Here is a 22,493-nt window from a genome sequence, read left to right as displayed (position 1 = left end):
GCCAGTTCCAGGCCCGCACCAGCCACTACAAACGACGCGGCCACACACCACCAGACGCCAACAAACCATCACGCCAAACACCGTTGCAGTACTAGACTGCGACCGCTCCAAAACCTGGCGATCATCAGGAGGGCGCGCAAGATGAACCGAGCACTAATCAGCGCATTTGCGGCCGTGACGTTAGTTGTGTCCGGGGGAAGTGCCGCCACCGCTTCCGACGGCGCTCCGCCGCGCACCACGCACGGCCCTTGCCAGTACACACAGACCCCGGACGAGCCGCCCGCGCGTCATGTTCCGCTGCCGCCTGACCCGCGGCGCACCCCTAGCCGTGGCACGGTTGACATGGCTGTTCCGACCAGCCAGGGTCTGCTCCCGCTGCGTTTGGACCAGGCCAAGGCGCCGTGCACGGTCCAGAGTTTCCTGCACCTGGCACGGCATGGGTTCTACGACCGGACGGTGTGCCACCGTCTGACGGCGTATCCGACGCTGAAGGTCCTGCAGTGCGGCGACCCGACCGGGACCGGTGAGGGAGGGCCCGGGTACAAGTACAAGGACGAGCTGCCGGTGGATTTGCCACCCGCACCGACCGATCCGACCGGCGCGCGCCGCCTGTACGGGCGCGGCCTGCTGGCGATGGCCAACGCCGGTCCGGACACGAACGGCTCACAGTTCTTCGTCGTCTACGGCGACTCCGCACTACGCCCGAACTACACGGTGTTCGGCACGGTCGGCCCTGACGGCCTGGCCACACTCGACAAAACCGCCGCCGGAGGAATCGAGCCGACCGCGGAGGACCCGGCACCGGTCGACGGCACACCCGTGCTGCGGACCGAGCTGCTCCGCGTCCGGCCGTCCTGCTGGCATTGACTCCCCGCGGCCCGCGCCGAAGCCGCCGCCGCTGCGGTGGCGTCTGTCCGGGGCCAGGTGGTGGTGGAGCGGGAGCGGTCCGCCATCGGGGAGACCCACAGCCGAGACGCGGACGCGGGCCGTGCGGTCAGCGGCGTAGTCAGGGAGTGGAGGGTGGCGTCCACGAGGTGGCCCACCAGAGCCGTGCCGGTGGCCTGCTTCCAGGAGGTGTCGGCCGTCAGGCGGTTCAGGTGCTGGGCGACGGTGTGTGTGCTGTCGCTCTCGCGGATGTTCTGCATGCGGGCGGCCAGCAGCGGCCACTGGCGTGAGCCGACCAGGAGACCCGCTTCCCGCTCCGGCAGGATGCCCCGGACCATCGACACCATCTGCGAGTGCGCGGCCGGGTGCACCCTCACCTGCTCCAGGGCACGGGCCCGGTTGCCGAGGTCGATGTCGAGGTCGCGGGGGACGTTCAACCCCTCGGTCAAGGGTCCCCAGGCGGGGGCTGGCGCGGGGGCGGGGGCGGGGGCGGGGGTCTTGGCGGCGGCCGCGGCGACGGCGGCGACGGCCTGGTCCACGCCGACCCCGGCACGGTGGGTGTCGGTGAGGATCCGGGCGACGTCGATCCCGGGTCATCGAGGCGGCCCATCGCGGCCGCGATGTCCGGCCACGCCGGGGACGCCAGGATCGCGTCACGGACCAGACCCTCCTGCATCGTCGTGCGCAGGAGGTCGGACCACTGGTCGGTGCCCTCGGCCTTGATGCGCGCCGCGTTCGCGGTGACGGCCTGATGGACCCCGGCGGTCATGCGGCCCATCTGCGGCAGGAACACCGAGAGGTCGACGCCGGCCTGCTGCAGGCCGACAAGCTGGCGGGCCATCTGCGGCCAGTCCGCGCCCTGCATCAGCACGGCCAGGATGTCGTCGCCGAGGTGACCTCGCAGCTGACCGGCCGACCAGCCCGGCACCATCTTCTCCGCGTCCTCGCCGAGTTCCTCCTCCCGGCCGGTGAGGCGTTTCTGGGTGGCACGGCGGACCGCGTCGGAGATGGTCATCACCAGGCGGTAGGCCATCGCGGCGGTGTGCGCCGCCTCCCCGAGGGCTTCGGCGAACGACTCGGGCAGCGGCGGGTATCCGGACGCCATCAGCAAGGACTCCCTGGGGGTGAAGGTCAGCAGGTTCGGGCGGGACCAGCCGGTCCGGCGGAGCGGGCCCAGGACGCGGGCGGGCCGGTACACGGGTCCGGCCGCCGGCAGGCCACGGCCCGGCACGGGCACGGCCGAGGAGTCGCTGCGGATTGGCTGTGCGGGAGCCGTGCCCTGGAGGCTCGTCCAGCCTCGGGGGAAGGGTGAGAGGGCATGCTCGGGTGCAGGGGTGCCAGGCCGCGCGGTGACCAGCCCCAACGCACGGCCCCACACCGTCCCTCACTGGAACAGGCACGTCCGTGGCAGCTGGCCATCTTCGGGATTGGCGCCCGACGGCAGCAGCTGCTTGCCTCGTGACAGCCATGAACAATACAGCTGGGCAGCGCGAGCAGGGACACCCGCTCCGTCCCGGCTGTCGCCCATCTGGCGCCACCGCCGCACCCGTTCGCAAGGAGGGCCGCTGAGGTGTGTGGCTTCGGTTCGGGTGTGCAGGCCGGGCCGTCACGGCTCTTCGGGGCCGTGACAGCCCGGCCTGCGGTTCAGGTGGTGCGCTTCCGGCGGCGTTGTGCGGTGACGGCGAGGAGGGGGATCGGCAGGACCAGGCAGAGCAGCACGGTGTTGCCCGGCAGGGAGTCCACCAGGTACGGCTGGTTGACGATCGCTTCGCCTCGGACGACCGCGAACGCGGCGACGGGGACGAGCCACCGGTAGTCGCCGGCGGCTGCCGTCAGCGCCCACGCGGCGGTCAGCGCGGCGGCCTCCACGGCGAACTGGCCCCGCTGGAAATCCGGATCCGTCGAGGTGAAGTGCAGGGAGCCGGCCACGAACAGCGCAGCCGCCACGGGGACGAGCCAGCCGTACGAGCGGCGGCGCAGCGGGCTCGGACGGTGGACCGCCAATACGGTGCAGGCGAGGAGCAAAAGCCCCGATAGCACCAGGTCATCGGAGCGCAGCGGAGCTCCGAGCCCGTAGTAGCCGACTCCCACTACGCCTTCGTCTCCGAAGAGCGTCGAGCCGGCGATCCCCGATCCGGCCAAGAGCATCGCCGCCGAGGCCGGCAGGGCGATCCACCGCAGGCCGCGCACCAGTGCCACCAGGCAGATCAGCGGGAGCAGACCGTACGGAAGGAACCGCGTCTGGGTTTCGGCGCCCTGAGCCCAGGGGAACCAGCCCGCGTGGTGGAAGCCGACGGAGTGGTCCGCGGGGTCGATGCGCAGGGCCCAGTGCCAGACGTCCTGCAGGTACGGCACCAGCGCGAGGGCGGCGAGGACGAGGGCGGTCAGGTGGACACCCTCCAGCCACCACGGCCGGGACGTGTTCTCGCAGGCGGCACGGGCGCGGGCCGCCGCTCCTGCGCGCAGCAGTGCGAGCGCTTCACGTGGGGGCGGCCAGGAGCGGCCGGGGTACGCCTCGGACAGGCAGCCCAGTACCTCCTCCCCCTGACGGTCGCGGTAGTCCTTGGGGTAGGCGGCGAGCAGGAACCGGTTCATGCCGGCACCACCTTGAAGGAGGAAGGGCTGCGGCTGATGACGACGGCCGCAGCCTGCTGCATGCGCAGGGCCTCCTGCCGGAGTACGCCGTCGCCGTCCTCGGTGAGGCGGTAATAGCGTCGGGCCCGGCCGTCCACGATCTCCTCGTGATCGGCTGCGATCCAGCCGGACCGCTCCATCCGGTCCAGCGCGCCGTAGAGGGTTCCGACGGCGAGCTTGACCCGGCCGTCCGTGGCCTGCTCGGCGGCCTTGATGATGCCGTAGCCGTGCAGGGGGCCCTCCTGGAGGGCCGCGAGGATGAAGTACTGCGACTCCGTCAGAGACGGTGATCGTTTTGCCATGAGGACCATCATATATCGGCTGTCGATATATGTGGGAGGTGGGGTCCTTCCTGTCCGCGCTGCCCGTGTCCGCGGCCTGGCGGACGAAGTCCGCAGGGCCGTCGGAGAAGGGCGGTGCGGCGAAGTCGTACGAGCCGGCCCGTCTTGTCCCGGTGCTCGACAACCAGTTGGCAGTGGCCCGCTTCAGCGCGGAGGGCTTCGAGGCCGCCGCCGTGAGGGGAGGACGAGCCAGAGCTGTGACGGGCCCGGGTGGTGTCAACGGCTCCCGTCGTCGGCAAGATGGCAGCGCAGGAAGGCCACGAGGGAGGCGGCTCCGGCCCGGCGCTGGGCCGCTTCGGTCAGCTGGGGGACGTACGGGGAACCGCCGGGGTCGGTGCACCGGCCGGGGTGGGCGGCGTCGTGGGTGGCGTCGCCCCAGGCTGCCACCTGCCCGCTCCGCGGCGACCACTAGGTTCTGTCTCTTTGGTCAGCGTCAGGTCCAGATGAGGATGCCCGCGAGGTGGAGTGCGCGCCTGGTAGGCGATGGCGATCTGGTCGGACGGCTGCGGGATGACCGCCCGGATTCCCCGGCGCCGGAGCGGCAGCCCGCCGCGGGAGTGTCCGAGGTTGTGCCCTGGGAGGGGTTGCCCAGGGTGCGGCCGGTGTAGATGGAGTCGGCGTAGGCGGCGGCCACGATGCGCCGTTCGGTCAGCCTGAGCGTGAGCCTCACGTGGCTTTCCGCTCCGAAGTCTTAGCGTGGTCCCATGACGAGGAGTCAGGACCTGGCGCAGCGAGCAGCCGTGATGCTCTGTGCGACAGCGGCGCTAATGGCACCGGGAAACCTGGCCGGCGCATCCGTCGGGACGACGGCAGTCGGGCTGTCCCCGCGGCCTGATGCCCTCGATTACATCGCCAACCTCCACTCCGACACGGTGTCGGTCGTCGGCACCGGCATGGTCGTGGACAGCGTTCCCGTCGGGGACGGACCGGACAGCGTGGCCGTCAGCCCGGACGGCTCCCGCGTCTATGTCACCAATTCCGCGTCGGACACCGTATCGGTGATCGACGCCCCTACCAGGACGGTCATGGCCACCGTCGCTGTCGGGGACGAACCGAGCAGAGTGACGGTCTCTCCCGACAACCGGAACGTCTACGTCGCCAACGTCGGGTCGGACAACGTGTCGGTGATCAGCACCCGCACCCGTGCCGTGACGGACACCATCGCGGTGGGCGATGCCCCACTGGGCGTGGCGGTGGCACCCGACGGATGCACCCTGTACGTCGCCAACGCCGCGTCCGGCACCGTCTCAGTGGTCCGCACCGCCACTCGAACGGTCACCGACACCATCCCTGTCGGCAGCGGACCAACCGCTCTGGTACTCACCCCCGACGGCCGCCACATGTACGTCTCCAACCTGACCTCGGACGACGTGTCGGTGGTCGACGTCCACGACGGCACGGAAACGGACCGCATCCCGGTCGGAGACCAGCCTGCGGGAATCGGGGTGCGACCGGACGGGCGACAGGTATACGTCGCCAGCATCGGGTCCGACAACGTGTCCGTGATCAGCACCCGCGGCCGCGCCGTCACGGAAACCGTCGCCGTGGGAGACGGCCCCAACGGCCTCGCCGTCGGCCCGGACGGCTCCCTCGTCTACGTCAGCAACTTCGACTCGGACACCCTGTCGGTCATCGACACCTCGACAGCCCGCGTAACGAACACGGTGACCGTGGGCGTCGGGCCGACCGGCGTGGCAGCGGTACAGGGGAAAGCGGTCACGGCCCGAGGTCCGAACACCGCGCCGGTGCAGCTCGCCTGAGCAAGGCGCCGCTAGGTTCGGTCTCTTTGGCCGGCGTCGTGCCCAGATGAGGATCGCGGCGAGGTGGAGTGCTGCCTGGTAGGCGATGGCGAGTTTGTCGCATCGTGTGGCCAGGCCGCGCCACTGCTTGAGGCGGTTGATGCAGCGTTCCACGCTGTTCCGCTGCTTGTAGATCTCAGCGTCGAAGCGGGGCGGGCGGCCGCCTCGGCGCCCTCGCCGCAGCCGGTGGCCGACCTGGTCGGACGGCTGCGGATGACCGCGCGGATCCCGCGTCGTCGCAGGTGGGACCGGATGGCGCGGGAGGAGTAGGCCCGGTCCGCAAGCACGGCCAACGGCCGGGTCCGGGGCCTGCCGGGCCCGGTTCGTGGCACGCGGATGCGGGCCATGACCGCTTCGAAGGCGGGTGCGTCGCCGGCCTGGCCCGCGGTGACGGTCAGGGGCCGTGCACGATCGTCGGCGGCCAGGTGGACCTTGGTGCTCAGGCCGCCGCGTGAGCGTCCGATGGCGTGGTCGGCGGGGCTCGCTGCGGCCGTCGGCCCCTTTTTGCGTGCTCCGACGGAATGCTGGTGGGCTCGGACAACGGTGGAGTCGACCGAGACGGTCCAGCCGATGTCGTCATCGGCGTCCGCGGCCGTCAGGAGCGCGGCCAGGATCTCCTGCCAGGTTCCGTCGACGGCCCATCTGATCAGCCGTTTGTGGGCGGTCTGGAACGGGCCGAGTTCGTCGGGCAGGTCCCGCCAGGGCGAGTTGGTGCGGTACTTCCACGCGATGGCCTCAAGGGTGCGGCGGTGATCGGCCCACCGCCTGCCGCGGACCGGATCGGCCGGCATCAGCGACTCGATCCGGTCCCACATCGCATCAGTGATCACCAATCGGACGGACACATCCGATCAACTGACCAACCCATCAAAGAGACACGCGCTAGGCGACGTTCGGGTTGGCCGGCTGTTCTGAGCCCGCCGTCACCCGGCGGCCCTTGCCGCGCTTGACGAGGACCACTGTCTTCATGGTGACCCCCGGGTAGTTCGGGGTGTAGTACGCGCCCGTCCAGTAGTCGTGGAAGGAGGCCACCGTGCCGATCGTGTACGTCATCGGGTTCGCGGACGTCTGGCCGCTTCCGGCGAAGGCCTCCATCGTCACCGTGTCCTGGCCGTCCACGCCCACCACCGCTGCGGCGTGGTACTGCGACATGATCTGCTCCCCGGGGTTCATGGCGAGCATCAGGTAGGACTGTCCCACCACCGGGCTGGCGTCGCGGTCCGTCGCCCCCTGGAAGTCGCCTGCGCGGTCGCGGTTCTGCTCGTCCGACATGCCGAAGGCCTTGAGCCCGGCGCTCGTACGGACGTTGCTGTTCGCGCCGTCGGCCAGCTCTCCGACGGCGTTGTGCATGATCTCCTCCGCCGTGTGGAGGCAGTCGTCCAGGATGTTCCGCGCCAGCTCGTGCTCCTGGTACAGCTCCGTGCCGCCGAAGAGGGCCTGCTGTGCCGTGCTTGTCGGGCGCAGGGCCGGGGAGTAGGACCCCGCGGGCGCGCTGACGCGGATCCAGATCGACGTGGCGTCGTCGCTCGGGACGGCGAAGACGCCGTTCGCCGAGACCGTCATGTGCTGCTGGTTCGGGCCGGCCTGTGCCGCCCAGCGCTGGACCGACTCCTGGGCCGCCCCCTGGTCGGCCCGGCCCGCCTCCTGTGCGTGCTGCTCGGTCCTCGGCGCCGCCCCGCTCATGGCGCGGCGCGCGTTGCTCTCCGCCTCCCGCTCGAAGCGGTCGGAGGGGTCGGAGACCCGCAGGCCCGCTCCGTTGTCCGTACCCGCCACGGGGCCCTGGCGCTGCTGGATCACGTGGGTGAGTTCGTGGGCGAGCGTGAGCTTGTCGGCGCCGCCCTCCCCGATCACCACGTGGTTCCCACTGGTGTACGCCCGAGCGCCCACCTCGGCCGCCGACGCCTTCGCCGCGCTGTCGTCGTGGATGCGGACGTCGGAGAAGTCGGCGCCCAGCCGGCTCTCCATGTCCGCGCGCGTGCTGCCGTCCAGCGGCCTGCCGCCGGCCCGCACCACGTCGTGGACGGCCGAGCGCTGGACCGGCGCCTCCTCCGCCTCGTGGCCGCACCCCGCACCGTGCCGGTGCGGCTGCTGCTTCAGACGCTGGACGACCACCGCGTTCCCCACCGTCGCCTGCAGCCCGAGGAGCCCGGAGGCCTGTGCGGGTGGTGCGGGGACCGGCCTGCGGACCGTCGACCGGGCGTCCTCGGTGGCGTTCGACCTGACCTTCGCGTGGTTCTGCACTGGCGCTTCCTTCGTCGGAGAATCGGAGCCGTACGTGATGCCTGTGTCCTGCGTACGTCTCGCGTACGTCCTTGTCCTGGATACGCCGGGCGACCCTGCGGACGCCAGGTACCCGAGGGCAGACTCGACCGGCCGTGAGGGCAGTCTCGGTTCCTCCTGAAGAACTCGACCTCCACCAGCGCCACATGACGGCCCGGGGTGAGCCCCGCCGCCTCACGGATCACCAGCCGCACCGACACCACGTCGCTGTACCCCGTCTGGATCGTCTGCGGGCCCGGCTTGTCGGCGAGGGTGAGCCCCTTCGTCCGTACGGTGCCGTCCGCCGGCCGTCACCACCAGGTCGAGTTCGCGGGTGTCCCCGGCCGGCCCGCGCCACCGCCCTGGTCGCCCTCGCCCAGGACCTCCCCCCAGCGGTCCTCGGACCGATGCTCGGCCTCCACCCCGTCACCGCAGCCCAATGGCGAAGTACCGGTCCGACACCACGCGAGACGAGGACCCGGCGCGCAGCGTTCGGAGTGCGCGTGCCAGGTGACCGGGGCCCCGCCCACTCCGGCTCCGCACCGCCGGCCGGGGTGGGGTGCGTGTAGGTCAAGCCCCGACTTTTCGTGCCGTGACCGCGGACCTGCGCGTGGGGCGCAATGGAGTGACGGATGACGCCGAAGGACGGCGGACGGGCAACCCGCCCCACCACATCCGGCCCCCGAATGCCACGACCTGAGGAGCCTTCCCCCATGACCGCCACCCGGACCCGACGTGTCGTCCCCCTCCTGATCGTCACCCTCCTGGCCGGCGGAGGCGCCTCACTCTCCTCCACCGCTTTCGCCGCTCCCACCACGACAACCGCAAGCGTCACCACTGACACCGACACCGACAGCCCGCGCACCGTCAAGCACATCGCCAAGAAGCCCAGGATCGTGAAGTCGATCCGCAGGGACAAGCAGTCCGACGGCGAGTACGGCGTCCTCAACGGCGGCCAGGGCGGCAATGGAGGTGACGGGAACAACGATGACTGCCCGGCCGATGCCAGTGCCTGTCCGGTCAAGGCTGGAGATGCTTACACAACGGAGCGGGAGAACGTCCTGTGGACGAAGGAACGCGAGATGAGCAAGGTCCACAACGAGCTCTGAGAGGTCGTTTTATCCCGGTGTTTTATCGCGGGATCGGCTGTTTGGTCTGGTATGTCGGGTCGCGCCAGGAGATGGTGTTCTCGCCGGTGAGGCGGCGGGCCATGAGGTCGGTCATCGCGATGTGGATGATGGCTTCGGAGCGGGTGGAGAGGGTTTCGTAGTCGCGGGCCAGGCGGCGGTGGAGCATGAGCCAGCCGTAGGTCCTCTCGACTGCCCAACGTTTCGGGATCGGGGTGAAACCCCTGGTCCCGGGCTTGCGAGCGGTGATCTCCATGTCGATGCCGAGGGTAGCGGCGTGTTCGACGAGGTGCTGGCGGTAGCCGCCGTCGACCCAGACCTTGCGGATTCCGGGGTGGTCGGCGGCGACCTGGTCGATGAGCCGGGTGCCGGCGACGGAGTCCTGCACGCTGGCCGCGGTGACCAGCACCGTGAGGAGAAGGCCGAGCGTGTCGGTGACGATGCTCCGTTTGCGACCCGCGATCCTTTTGCCCGCGTCGATGCCCTGGCTGGCGGCAGGAACGCTGGTGGAGGTCTTGACGCTCTGGGCGTCGATCACACACGCCGAGGGCTCCGCGTTCCGTCCTTCCTTCTCACGGAGAAGTTGCCGCAGGAGTCCGTTGAGCTGGGCAAACACGCCCTCGTCTGCCCATCTGGCGAAGTAGCCGTAGACGCTCTGGTGCGGCGGGAAGTCATGCGGGAGGTAGGCCCACTGGCAGCCGGTGCGGTCCACGTAGAGGATCGCGTTCATGATCTCGCGCAGGTCATGCCGTGGAGGCCGGCCGAAGTCGAGAGCCCGGCCACGCCGCTCGAAGCGCCACGCGGACAGCACCGGCTCGATCAACTCCCAGCGCGCATCGGACAGATCACTCGGATACGGGCGTCGCGTCGTCATGATTCCGGCGTACCGCCGCGGACCGAGTGCGCCCAGGCGCGCAGCCGCGGCACCGGAAGCACGCGGGCCACCAATGGCCGGACATCCTGGGATGAGACAGGAACAAGAGCCAGCCCGCCCCACCCGCCACCCCACCCGACCCACAGGCACCGACTCCACCCAGGGTCACTACTACACCGCGACCGGCCACCTTGAGAATCGCATCAAATTCTTGTAATCCAGATTAAAACGACCTCTGAGAGGGTGTTTAGCGCTTTATTGAGGTCTTTTGAGCTGGTATGGGCTTGCGGTCGATTGGGGCTGCTGGGGTTGATGTGGTTCATGATGCGGAAGTGGCTGCCAGGCGGGCGTCTTGCTCTGCCTGCTCCTGTTTCATCCCAAGGCGCCAGGTTTCACGCCGGGTGCTTCGGGCGCCGGTCCGCGCGCCGGGGCCGGCTGGGTAGCCCGGAATCATGCTTGAACGCCGCCGATACCCGAGCGATCTGTCCGATGCCCGGTGGGAGCTGGTCGAGCCGGTCCTGACCGCCTGGCGGTCCGAACGCCGCGGCCGCGGCCTCGACATCGGCCGGCCACCGGACCACGACCTGCGCAGTCTGCTGGACGCGGTGCTCTACGTGAACCGGACCGGGATCCCCTGGCGGTACCTTCCGCACGACTACCCGCACTGGAACACGGTCTACGCCTACTTCGCGCGCTGGCAGGAGGAAGGCGTCTTCGACCAGCTCAACACGCTCCTGCGGCGCCAAGTCCGCAGGCAGGAAGGCCGGGAGGAGGAACCGACCGCCTGCGTCATCGACTCCCAGAGCATCAAAACCTCCACCAATGTCCCCGCCTGCGAGCAGGGCATCGACGCCGGCAAGAAGATCGTCGGAAGGAAGCGGAGCATCGTCATCGACACCGTCGGACTCCTCCTGGCGGTCGTGGTCACCGCCGCGAGCGTGCAGGACTCCATCGCCGGCCAGACCCTGATCGAACGGGTCGCCTCGGAGCATCCCACCGTCCGCAAGACCTGGGTCGACGGCGGCTACCGCCAGCACCTCGTCGAGCACGCCGCCACCCTCGGCATCGACATGCACATCGTCCGCCGCGACCCCACCACCAGGGGATTTGCGGTCCTGCCCCGTCGTTGGACGGTCGAGAGAACCCTCGGCTGGCTCATGAATCACCGACGGCTGGCCCGAGACTACGAAGCCCGGCCGCACCGCTCCGAGGCAATGATCCAGCTCGCGATGATCAACCTCATGACCCGCAGACTCACCGCCGAAGCCACCCCCACATGGCGTGGTACGTGAACCGTACTCAACCCGGCAATCCGGGATGAAACAACGGGACGAAACGCCCTCTGAGAGGCGACGTGCCCTCGGCCGGAGCCCGCCCCTGTCAGCACTCGCGGCTCCTGCGGCAACAACTCCTGCCCGCCCGGATGGGAGGCCAGGGGCGCGCGCGGGGACGGCATCCGGCCAGCAGGGCAGGCCAAAGCCTTTGGGACTCGGCCGGCCCGGCAGGGGCTGATCAGCTGCATGAAGGCTTCACCGGGCGGCTCAGGCTCTCGGCTCCGCCGGGGGCATGAACACCACACGGGGTCGTCTGGTCCGAAGACGTACGGGCTCGGGGCGGGCCGCTAGGCGTATCCCGAGCCCAGCTCCAGCGCCTGGATCAGCACCACGGCGGCGGCGCAGTCGTGGCACGCGTCGACGCCGGGCCGCATCAGGGCGTCGAGCGCTTCCAGGGTGTCCATGTCCTGGCCGCCGCCCGCCGCCTTCTCGCATCCGCTCTCGTGGACGACGGCTCCGCGCCGGCCCCCGGAACGGACCCGGAGCATCCAGCCCGGCCGCTCCGGGGGCGGCTCGACGGGGAGACGGCGCGACGGGACCGCGGGGTGGTTCACGGCCCACATCGGCCCCATCAGGTCGGCCGTAACCCACACCGTGTACTCCGACGGCTGGACGCGTCCGCCTTAGACCGCGACGTACGCGGGCATGCCGATCTTGCAGACCCAACGGTCGGGGAGCTCCTGGCGCTCGTACAGCCGTACGGGGGGGGCGGGGTGCTCATCGCTTCACCGCCGGGACGCGGCCTCGCCCGGCGGGACCGCGATGATGCGGCCGTCCACGCAGAGGGTGACCAGCTCCTCCTCGCCGCCGGGGGCCGCGCTCGCGTACTTCTGAAGTCCGCGCCGGCCGGCACAGCTCCAGCCGGCCTCGGTGGTCGCCCAGTACGGATGAGCGTCCAGCCGGAGGCTGAGGCCGAGGAGCTCCATGCGCATCTCGTGCCCGTCGGCCGGGGGATCTGCGGCCAGCCGGTTGAAAGTCCGGGTCCACCGCTGCTGCAGCGCGACCAGGTCGTCCGGGAACCCGGTGACCGGTCTCGGGCCGCCCGGCTCGGCGCTCACGCCGCGGTCACCCACGCGCGGGCCCTGGCGCGGCGGCGCAGCTCGACCCGGGCGGCCCGGGAGCGACCCGGGATGGCCCAGAAAGGGTGCGCCTCGATGCGACAGGAGAGCGTGATCAGCGGACGTCGGAGCGTCGTGGTGCCGGCCCGTACGAGTTGGCGGGCCAGGTCGGTGTACGTGCGCAGCCAGGCGGCCTGGAGGTCGAGCAGATCGTCGGGGAAGTGGATGGGCGCCATCCACTAATTCAATCAGACGTTCGAATATATGCGCCAATGGCAATCACCACGACCACGTATCGCATCAGACCCTTCACTGCAAGTCACCATTCGCGCTCCACTGCTCCACGGCATAGTCCGCGGAAGCGCATCCCAACCGACTAAACCCGGGCGGGCATCTCGACCGGTCCGCCGTCTCGGCCGAGCCAGCCGTCCGGTGCAACCCGTACGACCCGTCAAGGCCGAGACGGTACAGATACAGGTTCAACTGGAAGGAGCGGGCGCAGTTCGGCCCCTCAGTGCGCCCGCCGACGGCGAATGCACGAGTGGGAGATTGCCAAGGCAGTGCTGAGTAGTACCGCTGCCTTCTTCTGGGACAAGGTCCTGGGGGACTACATCGCCGGCATCTTGACCGCCGCGACCTCCTGGTTCGGCAGCAAGGCGTACCGCCTCCGACGACGGGGCAGTCGTCAGGAGCAGCCTGAGGAGTAGTGCACAAGTGGGGGCGGAAGGATTCCCTTCCGCCCCCTTCGAGATGAGACGCCCCGAGCGTCTACGAACTGGCCGACGAGTCAGGTCGGTCAGTCGGCTTCTTGTCGAGCATCTCCTCAAGGGACGACAGAGCCTGTTCGTCCAGGGCCCTCTGCTCAGGTGAGAGACCCGGACCGGCGAGCTTCGCTCGCAGCTTCTCGACCGCGGACCTGATGGCCGGCTGGGCGTCGGGGGCTTCTCCGCTCTCAGGAACGGCTCCTCCCCGCCTTCTGTTCTGGAACTGCTCTCGGGTGATCTGGCCTTCCCTGAACGCTGCCTCCCACATCGACTCGGCGTCGTCCTTCGTGAACTCCTCCCGGAAGCGGTAGTCCGGGTTCTCGTCCGGCACCGGGTCCGCCCATGGATCAGGCTCGTACGACAACCCAGAGTCGGGGCTGCCAAGCCCGTATTCCTCCGTCCGCACCGTCCGCGGATCGGGCTCGTACGACAAGCCATAGTCCGGACTCCCCGGCCCGTATCCCTCGTCCCGCTCTTGCCTCACCGTCGCCTCCCCTTCGCCTGCGTCGCATCGAGCCTAGAGCCCCGCGCCCACTCACCCAGCGGCTGCGGTCGGACCCTGACCGAACCGGGGTACGTCTTCGAGCCCGACGTCCAGGCGCAGGCGCTGGAAGCGGAGTGGATGGCGGGAGATGCCGCCGTGGTCGATGGCGCGGTCGGCGCTGACCTCGGCGACCAGGGTGGGGTGGACAAGGGTGGTGTCGAGGACGTCGCGGCTGCCCCACGTCGCCGAGAAGCGCACACCCTCCCACGGGTGCCCGGGCGCGGCCACGGTGAGATGCTCGGCGACCTGCCGGGCCGCGTCCGGGCGCAGCGGTACGGTCCGGCCGACGGCGCGCAGCCGGCCGTTCTGGTCGTGGCGACCGAGGACAAGGATCTGCGGGCGGGTCAGGGTGCCGGTGATCGCGCCGACGATCATCTCCGTGGTGTCCCGCCTCCTGATCTTGGTCCAGCCTCGATAGCCAGTCAGATAGCGGCTGTTCAGGGGCTTGATCACCAAACCCTCCACGCCCGACACGTCCGTCCAGGACTCCAGCCATTCCCGCGCTTCGGCCAGGTCCGTCGTCATCGGGCACAACGTCCACGGGGCCGTCAGGGCGTGCTCGGAGAACAGGTTCTCCAGCAGTGCGCGTCGCTCGGTGTACGGGCGTGTCAAGAGCGTCTGGCCATCCAACTGTAAGACGTCGAGGCGACGAGGAAGGCCCGCCAACGCGCGGCCAGGGCTGCGGCGCTACGGCCGCGGGTGGCGGCTCGGCGCTGCAATGCCTCGAAGGACAACCGGCCGGCTTCGGTGTCCCAGACGACCAGTTCGCCATCGAGGACCAGGCCGTGCGGCAACTGTGCCTCGGCGGCCTCCACCAGGTCCGGCCACCGGTCCTGGACCAGCGCCCCGCGGCGGGTCTGCACCAGCACGGTGCCTCCCGGGCTGGCCGCGGTGAAGACGAGCGCCCGATGCCCGTCCAGCTTCTGCTCAAAAGCAAGATCACGCACCACAGTCGGCACCGACTCAGCAGCCTGCGCCAGCATCGGCTCCACCGGCGGTCTCAACGTCACCCGCAGGCCCTCCTCACACCCTCCCCCTCCTGGCCAGCCTGCCCGCTTCCGACGGGCCCGGCACGGCGGGCGGTGAATCGCGCGGTTCGAATCCTCAGTGCGGGGGCACGGCCCCGGTCATCGGCCGGCGCTGGAGCAGACGGAGACGGTCGGCGACGAAGGCCCACTCCAGGTCCTGCGTCCCGCCGAAGACCTGCTCGCAGCGGGCGGTGAGTTCCCGCAGGCTCTCCAACCGCTTCTCGTCGAGGCAGAGTCGGTGAATTCGGTCGGCGGGGACCGGGACCTGGCTCGTTCCGCCGGCCAGCGCGGGCTCCACGGCCAGGTCCTTCATGCCCGCCGTGCGCTCGATCACCCGGCCGTCGCGGCGGACCCGGTAGCGATCCGGTACGACCAGGCCGCTGACCACGGCTTCGCCCAGGCCCCAACTCGCCTCGATCACCAGGACGTCGGAGCCGTCGAGGGGGTCTCGGGAGAACAGGACTCCGGCGCACTCGGGTACCACCAGCTCCTGTACCACCACTGCCACCCTGGGCCGGCCGGGCAGCCCGAGCCGCTCACGGTAGGCGAGCGCGGCGGCCGAGTGCGCCGAATCTCTCACCGTTCGGACCGCCTCAATCAGCCCGTCCGAACCCCGTACGTTGAGGCAGGTGAGGTGCTGTCCGGCGAAGCTTGCCCCGGCCGAGTCCTCGCCCAGCGCGGATGAACGCACGGCCAGCCCGCCGCCCTGCAAGTCGGTGGTCGATACGTGCAGGGCGGCGAGCGCCTCGTCGTTGCCTGCTGCGACGACGTCGACAAACAGCCATTCCAGGGCGATTCCTTCCGGTACCGGTAGACCGGCTCGGGCGGCGGCCGCGAGCTGCGAGGCCTTGCCGCCGTACCGGCTCTCGTCGGTGGCCAGGCGGAGCGGCACCGGGGCGGACCACGTGCTCGGCGACAGCGGACCGGTCATCGGACCACCGCCGCCTCTCCGGCTCGGCCGTCGACCCGCACCCAGGCGCCGTCGGGTATCACCGCCGTGGCATCCGTGCATCCGACGACGCCGGGGATGGCGAACTCCCGGGCGACGATGGCGGCGTGGGAGAGCGCCCCACCGCGATCGGTGACGATCGCGCCGAGCAGTGGCAGGACGATGTTGAAGGCCGTGGTGGTCGCGCCGGTGACCAGGACGTCCCCGGGCTGGATGCGGTCGAACTCGGGCACGCCGCTGATCACCCGTGCCGTGCCCTCGTACACGCCCGGGCTCGCGCCGAGCCCGTGCACGGTCCGCCCCTCGGTCCGCGCTGCCGGGTTGCTGAACATGGCAAGGACGATGGCCCCGAGGGCGCGTTCCAGGCGTGCCGCGGCGGGCGGCAGCCAATCAGGCGGCAGCGGGTCGCCCGGGGGTGGACCCAGCATCGGCGGCGCGTCCGCGTACCGGGCGTGGTCGCGGTAGTGCGCCCGGGCGGCGAGTTCTGCGGCGTCGGGCCCGGAGCCCGTACGGACCAGGGCGCGCACCTCGGCGTAGCCCGCCTCGGCCAGGTGGGCGGGTGCGTGGATCCGGCCCTGCTCGGTGAGCCGGCGGCCGGCCGCCAGGATGGCGCGCCGGGTGAGGCCGATGGCCGGAAGGTCCGCGCACGACCCGCGCTCGTCGCGCAGCCGGGAGACCAACCGCGCCTCGGCGAGCAGCTCGTCGAAGCGGGAGCGGTGCGCCGCGGGTACGGCGGCGCGAAGGTCGGCCGCCGCGTCGGCGTGCTGGTCGGCGCGGGCGTCCGCCTGGTGCCTCGTCGAGGAGGAGACCGCCGAGCGAATGGCCGCGAGCACGACGGCGGGCAACTCCGCCACACAGGGATCGCCCACGTCCTCGCCATTGACGGGGCGCCAGCCCGCCGTCTCCAGGTACTCGGCGAGGGCGGTACTCGTACGTCCCGCGACAGCCCCCAGCGCCGCCAGCAGCTCCTGGGGGCGCGCCGGGGAGGCGAGCAGCTCGCTCGCCCGGGGGTCCGCTGCCACGGCGGCGGTCAGCTCGGCCAGTTCCTCCCGGTCCGCCAGCGGGTCGGGGCTCGATCCTGCCAGCGGGGCCAGGATCTCGCCGGTGGTACGCCCGGTCCACTCCTGACAGTGTGCGAGCAGATCGCCCATCGGCAGTAGTGCCGGCATGTTGAACAGGTGGTGCAGGTAGCCGGCTCGGCGCTGGTGCTCCCGGCACCGGTCGAGATGGGCGAGCAGACTGCCGGTGTCGAGGAGACCTGGCTCGACCTGCTGCAGTTCGCGCCGCTCGCGCTGTAGCCCGGGTCTGACCTCCTCGTCCCATCGGCGCAGGTCCTCGCGCCACAGCTTGTGCTCGAAGACGGTCGCGCTGGTCGCGAGCCTGGTGCGGATCTCGGGATGATCGGCGGCAAGGCGTTCCCAGACCTCCCTCGGCGGGTGGTCCGTGGCGTCTGGTGGGGCTCCCAGCGGCTGCGGATGGTAGTAGCAGAAACCGTTGACGAAGGCCCAGTCCAGCCGTTCCAGCAGCGACCCGTACCGGCGGAGGCTCTCTCCGAAGCCGCGGTGCATCTCCTCGATGAAGATCTCGGCGTGGAACCTGGTCACCGGGCGGGTGAAGTGGGTTGGGTCCAGGAACCAGGTACCCGGCCCCGGCGGAGCGAAAGTGCGTTCCGTGGCGATGCTCATGGCTCTCCTCCTCGCCGGTCATCCGCTCGGGTGGCGTAGCGGGCCGTCCGGGTCTCGCCGCAGCTCGTCCGTGAGTACCCACACCGCCCAGGCGGCGGCCATGCCGGCCTCCGCCCCGTCGAGCCCCGCCTGCAGCCGCATGGCCTGCCAGGCCGGGGCGCTCACCAGCAGGTAGAGCACGGCGACCGCGCGGCGGCGGGCTACCGGGTCGGCCTCCGCCGTGAGCTCGGCCAGCGCCGCCTCCACCGAGTGGAACCGGTCCCCGCGGCCCTGCTCCCGCAGTGGCCGGGCCGCCTTGGAGTTCAGCATGGCGAGGATCAGTGGCGCGTGCTCGTCGTACGAGCGGTAGAGCTCCGGCGCCACGCGGCGCAGCCCGTCCAAGGTGTCCGGGTAGGACTGCGTGAGCACGTGCAGATTCTCCTGGGCCCACCCGCTCCAGGCCGCGAAGAGCGCCTCCCTGGTCGGGAAGTGCCGGTAGACGGTGCGGACGGCGACGCCTGCGCGCTCCGCCACGAGCGGGATGGTCAGCTCCTGGACGCTTTCGTCGGCGATGGCCTCGGTGAGCGCGGCGAGGATCAGCTGCCGGGTCTGCTCAAGCTGCCCCGCACGCAGCGGACTCTCGTAGGCGCGCTTCTCTTTCATGGCACGTCGACAGTACTCCAATTCATGACAAACTGTCGAGAAACGGTATAAATATTCCCAAGGAGGGATGGACACCGAGGGGGATGTTGGACGGACATCCGGCTCTCATCGGCTGCCTGGGAAGGTCGGTGAGCGCGAGGGCCGGGAGGTGGAACCGAGCGTGGGGATCATCGACGCGCACGCAGTCGGTGCGGGCCGCCGCGTCGGTGCCGGCCGCCTCACGCGGCTACTGCGCAGGCCACCGAACCGGTGCTCAGCCAGCAGCAGCAGGTGCCTGACCGAACCGGGGTACGTCTTCGAGCCCCACGTCCAGGCGCAGGCGCTGGAAGCGGAGTGGGTGGCGGTAGATGCCGCCGTGGTCGATGGCGCGGTCTGCGCTGACCTCGGCGACCAGGGTGGGGTGGACGAGGGTGGTGTCGAGGACGTCGCGGCTCCCCCACGTCGCCGAGAACTTCGCCCCTGTCCACGGGTGTCCGGGCGCGGCCACGGTGAGGTGCTCGGCGACCCGCCGGGCCGCGTCCGGGCGCAGCGGTACGGTCCGGCCGACGGCGCGCAGCCGGCCGTTCTGGTCGTGGCGACCGAGGACAAGGATCTGCGGGCGGATCAGGGTGCCGGTGATCGCGCCGACGATCATCTCCGTGGTGTCCCGCCTCCTGATCTTGGTCCAGCCTCGGTACCCGGGCAGGTAGCGGCCGTTCAGGGGCTTGACCAGGATCCCCTCCACGCCCGACACGTCCGTCCAGGGCTCCAGCCACTCCCCCGCCTTGGCCAGTTCCGTCGTCATCGGGCACAACGTCCACGGGGCCGTCAGGGCGTGCTCGGAGAACAGGTTCTCCAGCAGGGCACGGCGCTCGATGCACGGGCGCGTGAGGAGCTCCTGGCCGTCCTGCTGCAAGAGGTCGAAGGCGACGAAGTAGCCCGCCACCGGCCGGCCAGGGCCAGGGCGCCGCGGGCGCGGGTGGCGGCCCGGCGCTGCAATGCCTCGAACGACAACCGGCCGGCTTCGGCGTCCCAGACGACCAGTTCGCCATCGAGGACCAGGCCGTGCGGCAACTGCGCCTCGGCAAAAACGCCAGCGGCTGCGGCCTGCCGGTAGAGCCGCTCCGCACCGGCCATGTCCCCTTCCCGGACACGCAGCGCTGCCAGCTCCAGCAGGCCCCGGGCGTCGCCGTCCTCGGCGGCCTGCCGGTACAGCCGCTCGGCATCGCCCGGGTCACCGAGCGCATCGCAATGCTGTGCCAACTCCAACAAGGCGCTGGTGCCGTCGGCCTGGACGGCGTGCCGGTACAGCTGCTCGGCGCCCTCGGCGTCCCCGTCCTGTGCCCGTATCTCCGCCAGTCGCCACAGGGCGGAGGCGTCACCGCCGTCGGCAGCCTGCCGCAGCAGACGCTCCGCGCCCTCTCGGTCTCCGATCCGCCGACGCCATCCTGCCAGCTCGCGCACGGCAGCGGTGTTGGTGCCACCGGCCCGCCAGTACTCCCGTACGGCGCGTTCCAGATCCAGTGCCGCCCGACGTAAATCTTCCAACGACCGCAGCGCCCCGGTGTCTCCGGAAGCCGCAGCCTGCTCGTACAACTACTCCGCACCAGCGACGTCTCCGACCCGCCGACGCCAGCCCGCCAGCTCCAGCAGGCCACGGGCGTCGCCGCCGTCGGCAGCCTGCCGGTACAACCGCTCCGCACCAGCCAGATCCCCCACCCGCCCGCGCAACGCCGCCAGCTCCAGCAGGCCACCCATGTCGCCGGCATCCGCGCCCCGCCTGTACAGAGTCGCGGCAATTCGGTACCGGCTTCGGAACCTGGCCGCAGCCGCCAGACGCAGCAGGTCCGGTGCGCGGCAGCCGAGCGCCGCCGTCCAGAAGGAGTCCGGCGGGAAGTGGTATCGCCGGGTGAGGCGGGCGTGGTGGTCGAGGTAGTCGGCCAGGCGGTACACCTCGGGGAGGGCTCCCATGCCGTTCGGGTCGGCGACTGGTTCCAACGCCGCAACGACGCCCTTCACCTTGGTTCGCGCATAGCCGAGGGCATCGGCGAACCAGTTTTCCGTGGCTGCGGCCCGCTGGTAACGCTCAGGTAGCCGGGGGCGGCGGCGCGCAGCAGCGCGGCCGGCAGCACGGTGCTGTGCCCGAGCCGGCGGGCGTCCATGGCCGCAGCGATGATCGCCCGGCCGTAGGAGCCGTGCGGCCCGACGGCCTGCTCGTAGTGGTCGACGAGCTGCGGACCGGCCGCCAGGGTCTGGATGACCGTCCCACCGCGACTGGTCCGGGCCGCGATGGCCACTGAGGGATCCGGACAGTCCACCAGGCTCCGCAGAGCCTGCGCGGGGAAGGATCCGGGTACGTCGATGGGCGTGCTCGGCCCGAGGAGCGCCCTGGCCTGGGGATGAGCGTCGACAGTGTCGAATTCCGCGGTTGCGGTCAGGGCATGATGATGGGTCGGCCAGAGCGTCGCGACAATCACGACCGGCCCAGGGTGCTCCAACCGGGTACGGAGCGCGGCGGCTGCCGCCTCGCCGTCGGGGCCGGTGAGGTACTCCTGGGCGTCGTTCAGCCATAGCACGGTCCGCGCGGCGAGCGCGGGAGAGCGCATCACGGCAAGCAGGCCGGCGGTCGTCTTGGGGAAGACGAGGTTCCAGTCCACCAAGCAGCTACGCACGGCCTCGAATGCCGTACGGGTCTTGCCGGTGCACGATTCTCCGCGCACGACGACCAGAACCGTCCGCTGACCGGCCGCCGCCTCGTTCAGCCGGGCGCGCAGCCACCCGTCGTGCTCGCGTTCAAGGTACTCCGGCAGCACGAACACGCCATCAGCGGTCGGCCCCGAGGTACCGGTAATGGCGGGGTGGACGCCCAGCTCCTGCGCGGTCCACCGCACCACCGGACGCGGCTCGTCCACTGGCGCGCCAACACCCGCGTCGGGCAGCACGAAGGTGTTGTGCTGGAAGTTGTGGTCACCGCTTTGCACCGCGCCAGGGCCGTGAAAGGAGAAACTGCCGGTCATGCCCCAGGGCCGAAGTGATTGTTCTGCCGATTTCGGTCGCCGACCTGTATCGCAGTCGGGCCGTGGAAGGTGTTGCCGGACACCGCCCCGCCGCCCGGCTGACCGCGCTCGGCCTCCTCTGCGAACAGGCTCCGTAGCTCGGCAGCGACCTGTTCACGTTCCTCGGCAGTCAGACTTTCCAACAGCGTCTCGAAACGGGTCTGCCAGGATGCTTCCTGACGGATCCGCACCCGCTCCGGCTCCTCCGTGCCCGCCGCCGCCAACAGCTCGGCCGTCCGATCGAGCCGCTCCAGTTCCGCCCGCTCGCGCCGGGCGTCCCCACGGCCGAGCAAGTGGGCCACCCGCGCCTGGAATCCGTGCCATGCGTCGGTACCCGCGGCCTGCACCACTGCGGTGCCACCCGCCACCGCCAGTGCGGCCAAAGCCTCTTCCAGCATGCTCGCCTCCTCGCCCGCACCTGTGATCCTTCGACCGTACCAAGGAGGATGCGCACAAGTGCGGGTGCTGAAGAGCTGGGCAACTCCGCTGACGGGGGCGCAGGTTGCCCCGGGCCTCGCGCAGGACCGCCTACGTGGCTGGGACGTACGCCCGGGTGCTCGCCTCCGGGCACGGTCACCGCTGGCCTCACCCTGACGGCCGGCGACCACCCCCCGGTTCATCGTCCTGGACAGCTCCAGGAGCCGCTTGGGCCGGTGCTTCCACATACCGCAGGCAGCCGCGGCGGTCCTCTTCGGCGGTCTCGGCGACGTTGTCTCCTCCTACGCGCCCGGGTTCCAGACCCTCGCGTACGCCCGTGCACGGGCCGAGCAGCGCGACACCACCGGCGTCGGCAGCGCCCTCTGGGCGCATCGCCCGAGGACGATCTGCCTGGGATCGCGGCGGCGGCCTGCTACGCGGCGGGACTGCTCGGCGCGTCCGAGCCGCTGGTAGGTGCCACTGCAACACGCGCGGCCGTGCTCGCGGCGCTCGGCAACACGCCCTGGGCGCACTTCGGCTGCCACGCGGCGACCGACCCTGCGGAGCCGTCCGGCGCCGAAGGCCCCCAGCACCCACCGGCCTTCAGGGCAGTCCTTGACCTCAGCTCGGGATCCGCGGGGGCGGCCGGCCGCAGGCGCGGGGACTCCAGCCTCGCCAGCGGCCAGCACCGCGCCTGCGCCGAACAGCGACGCTATTCGACACCCGGACCATCTTCATCCCCCGCCGCGCCCCGCCACCAGGCGAGGTTGTTCCGGGCAGTGAGGGTGCCAGGGTGGTCCGGGCCCAGCACCCGCAACCGGTCCTCCAACAGCTCGGCGTACGCAGCAGCGGCGCCGGCCGCATCCCCTGCCGCGCCCCGCCACCAGGCGAGGTTGTTCCGGGCAGTGAGGGTGCCAGGGTGGTCCGGGCCCAGCACCCGCGACTCGTCCTCCAGCAGCTTCGTGTAGGCGGCGGCAGCGCCGGCCGCATCCCCCGTCTTCCCCCGCCAGTGGGCGAGATTGCTCCGCGTGCTGAGGGTGTCGGGGTGGTCTGGGCCCAGCACCCGCGACCGGTCCTCCAACAGCTCGACGTACGCAGCAGCGGCGCCAGCCGCATCC

General features: G+C 70.8%; 26 protein-coding genes and 1 pseudogene. 5 read left to right on the top strand and 22 right to left on the bottom strand.

What is annotated here, in order from left to right; all coding sequences use genetic code 11:
• The first annotated feature begins 342 nt into the window (after nt 1-342).
• The gene (locus ACIPYQ_RS40160; protein ID WP_401259544.1) at nt 343-867 is read left to right on the top strand and encodes a peptidylprolyl isomerase; all 525 of its coding nucleotides are present in this window, start codon (nt 343-345) and stop codon (nt 865-867) included.
• Between the two features lie 463 nt (nt 868-1,330).
• Here ACIPYQ_RS40160 and ACIPYQ_RS40155 read toward each other — a convergent pair whose 3' ends face one another.
• From ACIPYQ_RS40155 to ACIPYQ_RS40140, 4 genes are all read right to left on the bottom strand, one after another.
• A complete protein-coding gene (locus ACIPYQ_RS40155) occupies nt 1,331-2,122 on the bottom strand; it encodes a hypothetical protein (protein ID WP_401259542.1) in 792 nt (263 codons plus the stop codon).
• A 407-nt stretch (nt 2,123-2,529) separates the two neighbouring features.
• The gene (locus tag ACIPYQ_RS40150; protein WP_401259540.1) at nt 2,530-3,480 is read right to left on the bottom strand and encodes a hypothetical protein; all 951 of its coding nucleotides are present in this window, start codon (nt 3,478-3,480) and stop codon (nt 2,530-2,532) included.
• Nucleotides 3,477-3,821, bottom strand: a complete 345-nt coding sequence (locus ACIPYQ_RS40145) for a PadR family transcriptional regulator (protein ID WP_401259538.1) — start codon at nt 3,819-3,821, stop codon at nt 3,477-3,479. The genes ACIPYQ_RS40150 and ACIPYQ_RS40145 overlap by 4 nt, the downstream gene beginning before the upstream one ends.
• A 255-nt stretch (nt 3,822-4,076) precedes the next feature.
• On the bottom strand, nt 4,077-4,247 hold the full coding sequence (locus ACIPYQ_RS40140; RefSeq protein WP_401259536.1) for a hypothetical protein: 171 nt from the start codon (nt 4,245-4,247) through the stop codon (nt 4,077-4,079).
• Between the two features lie 380 nt (nt 4,248-4,627).
• Here ACIPYQ_RS40140 and ACIPYQ_RS40135 point away from each other — a divergent pair, with 380 nt between their 5' ends.
• The gene (locus tag ACIPYQ_RS40135) at nt 4,628-5,620 is read left to right on the top strand and encodes a beta-propeller fold lactonase family protein (RefSeq protein ID WP_401259534.1); all 993 of its coding nucleotides are present in this window, start codon (nt 4,628-4,630) and stop codon (nt 5,618-5,620) included.
• A 30-nt stretch (nt 5,621-5,650) separates the two neighbouring features.
• On the opposite strand, the pseudogene ACIPYQ_RS40130 reads toward ACIPYQ_RS40135, so the two are convergent.
• Both ACIPYQ_RS40130 and ACIPYQ_RS40125 read right to left on the bottom strand, forming a co-directional pair.
• Nucleotides 5,651-6,474, bottom strand: a pseudogene (locus tag ACIPYQ_RS40130) (IS5 family transposase); the annotation flags it as partial.
• 67 nt (nt 6,475-6,541) lie between these two features.
• The gene (locus ACIPYQ_RS40125) at nt 6,542-7,900 is read right to left on the bottom strand and encodes a DUF4157 domain-containing protein (protein ID WP_401259533.1); all 1,359 of its coding nucleotides are present in this window, start codon (nt 7,898-7,900) and stop codon (nt 6,542-6,544) included.
• A gap of 731 nt (nt 7,901-8,631) precedes the next feature.
• On the opposite strand from ACIPYQ_RS40125, the gene ACIPYQ_RS40120 reads away from it, so the two are divergent.
• Nucleotides 8,632-9,027, top strand: coding sequence for a hypothetical protein (locus tag ACIPYQ_RS40120; RefSeq protein ID WP_401259531.1), 396 nt, complete (start codon nt 8,632-8,634; stop codon nt 9,025-9,027).
• 22 nt (nt 9,028-9,049) lie between these two features.
• On the opposite strand, the gene ACIPYQ_RS40115 is transcribed toward ACIPYQ_RS40120, so the two are convergent.
• Nucleotides 9,050-9,919, bottom strand: coding sequence for an IS5 family transposase (locus tag ACIPYQ_RS40115; protein WP_401259529.1), 870 nt, complete (start codon nt 9,917-9,919; stop codon nt 9,050-9,052).
• Between the two features lie 452 nt (nt 9,920-10,371).
• On the opposite strand from ACIPYQ_RS40115, the gene ACIPYQ_RS40110 reads away from it, so the two are divergent.
• The gene (locus ACIPYQ_RS40110; RefSeq protein ID WP_401259527.1) at nt 10,372-11,211 is read left to right on the top strand and encodes an IS5 family transposase; all 840 of its coding nucleotides are present in this window, start codon (nt 10,372-10,374) and stop codon (nt 11,209-11,211) included.
• A gap of 329 nt (nt 11,212-11,540) precedes the next feature.
• Here the strand turns inward: ACIPYQ_RS40110 and ACIPYQ_RS40105 are convergent, their stop codons facing one another.
• The 3 genes from ACIPYQ_RS40105 to ACIPYQ_RS40095 form a co-directional block, all read right to left on the bottom strand.
• The gene (locus ACIPYQ_RS40105) at nt 11,541-11,807 is read right to left on the bottom strand and encodes a DUF6233 domain-containing protein (RefSeq protein WP_401259525.1); all 267 of its coding nucleotides are present in this window, start codon (nt 11,805-11,807) and stop codon (nt 11,541-11,543) included.
• A gap of 171 nt (nt 11,808-11,978) precedes the next feature.
• Nucleotides 11,979-12,311 (bottom strand): hypothetical protein, encoded by a 333-nt coding sequence (locus ACIPYQ_RS40100; RefSeq protein WP_401259523.1) that lies wholly within the window; start codon nt 12,309-12,311, stop codon nt 11,979-11,981.
• On the bottom strand, nt 12,308-12,547 hold the full coding sequence (locus ACIPYQ_RS40095; protein WP_401259521.1) for a hypothetical protein: 240 nt from the start codon (nt 12,545-12,547) through the stop codon (nt 12,308-12,310). The genes ACIPYQ_RS40100 and ACIPYQ_RS40095 overlap by 4 nt, the downstream gene beginning before the upstream one ends.
• A gap of 324 nt (nt 12,548-12,871) precedes the next feature.
• Here ACIPYQ_RS40095 and ACIPYQ_RS40090 point away from each other — a divergent pair, with 324 nt between their 5' ends.
• On the top strand, nt 12,872-13,018 hold the full coding sequence (locus ACIPYQ_RS40090) for a hypothetical protein (protein WP_401259520.1): 147 nt from the start codon (nt 12,872-12,874) through the stop codon (nt 13,016-13,018).
• Between the two features lie 61 nt (nt 13,019-13,079).
• On the opposite strand, the gene ACIPYQ_RS40085 is transcribed toward ACIPYQ_RS40090, so the two are convergent.
• From ACIPYQ_RS40085 to ACIPYQ_RS40030, 12 genes are all read right to left on the bottom strand, one after another.
• Nucleotides 13,080-13,559: a hypothetical protein gene (locus tag ACIPYQ_RS40085; protein ID WP_401259518.1), complete on the bottom strand. Its 480-nt coding sequence runs from the start codon at nt 13,557-13,559 to the stop codon at nt 13,080-13,082.
• 51 nt (nt 13,560-13,610) lie between these two features.
• Complete coding sequence (locus tag ACIPYQ_RS40080) at nt 13,611-14,231, bottom strand: ATP-dependent DNA ligase (RefSeq protein ID WP_401259516.1); 621 nt, start codon at nt 14,229-14,231, stop codon at nt 13,611-13,613.
• Nucleotides 14,228-14,629: a hypothetical protein gene (locus ACIPYQ_RS40075; RefSeq protein WP_401259514.1), complete on the bottom strand. Its 402-nt coding sequence runs from the start codon at nt 14,627-14,629 to the stop codon at nt 14,228-14,230. The genes ACIPYQ_RS40080 and ACIPYQ_RS40075 overlap by 4 nt, the downstream gene beginning before the upstream one ends.
• A 94-nt stretch (nt 14,630-14,723) precedes the next feature.
• Entirely contained in the window at nt 14,724-15,578 is an 855-nt protein-coding gene (locus ACIPYQ_RS40070) for a PEP/pyruvate-binding domain-containing protein (RefSeq protein WP_401259512.1), read from the bottom strand.
• A complete protein-coding gene (locus ACIPYQ_RS40065; RefSeq protein ID WP_401259510.1) occupies nt 15,575-17,281 on the bottom strand; it encodes a PEP-utilizing enzyme in 1,707 nt (568 codons plus the stop codon). Before ACIPYQ_RS40065 ends, ACIPYQ_RS40070 begins: the two co-directional genes overlap by 4 nt.
• A gap of 18 nt (nt 17,282-17,299) precedes the next feature.
• Nucleotides 17,300-17,923, bottom strand: coding sequence for a TetR/AcrR family transcriptional regulator (locus ACIPYQ_RS40060; protein ID WP_401259508.1), 624 nt, complete (start codon nt 17,921-17,923; stop codon nt 17,300-17,302).
• Nucleotides 17,924-18,176: 253 nt separating this feature from the next.
• A complete protein-coding gene (locus tag ACIPYQ_RS40055) occupies nt 18,177-18,848 on the bottom strand; it encodes an ATP-dependent DNA ligase (protein ID WP_401259506.1) in 672 nt (223 codons plus the stop codon).
• Nucleotides 18,731-19,498 carry a tetratricopeptide repeat protein gene (locus ACIPYQ_RS40050; RefSeq protein ID WP_401259550.1) on the bottom strand — a complete coding sequence of 256 codons (768 nt, stop codon included), beginning with the start codon at nt 19,496-19,498 and terminating at the stop codon, nt 18,731-18,733. Before ACIPYQ_RS40050 ends, ACIPYQ_RS40055 begins: the two co-directional genes overlap by 118 nt.
• Nucleotides 19,499-19,900: a hypothetical protein gene (locus ACIPYQ_RS40045; protein WP_401259504.1), complete on the bottom strand. Its 402-nt coding sequence runs from the start codon at nt 19,898-19,900 to the stop codon at nt 19,499-19,501.
• 17 nt (nt 19,901-19,917) lie between these two features.
• Nucleotides 19,918-20,919, bottom strand: coding sequence for a hypothetical protein (locus tag ACIPYQ_RS40040; protein WP_401259502.1), 1,002 nt, complete (start codon nt 20,917-20,919; stop codon nt 19,918-19,920).
• Nucleotides 20,916-21,356, bottom strand: coding sequence for a hypothetical protein (locus ACIPYQ_RS40035; protein ID WP_401259500.1), 441 nt, complete (start codon nt 21,354-21,356; stop codon nt 20,916-20,918). Before ACIPYQ_RS40035 ends, ACIPYQ_RS40040 begins: the two co-directional genes overlap by 4 nt.
• A gap of 731 nt (nt 21,357-22,087) precedes the next feature.
• Nucleotides 22,088-22,493, bottom strand: a 406-nt coding sequence (locus ACIPYQ_RS40030; RefSeq protein WP_401259499.1) for a tetratricopeptide repeat protein, incomplete at its 5' end; no start/stop codon positions are given.

This window comes from Streptomyces sp. NPDC090045, assembly GCF_044747975.1.
Lineage (GTDB): Bacteria > Actinomycetota > Actinomycetes > Streptomycetales > Streptomycetaceae > Streptomyces.
This window is presented reverse-complemented; position numbering and strand designations above follow the sequence as displayed.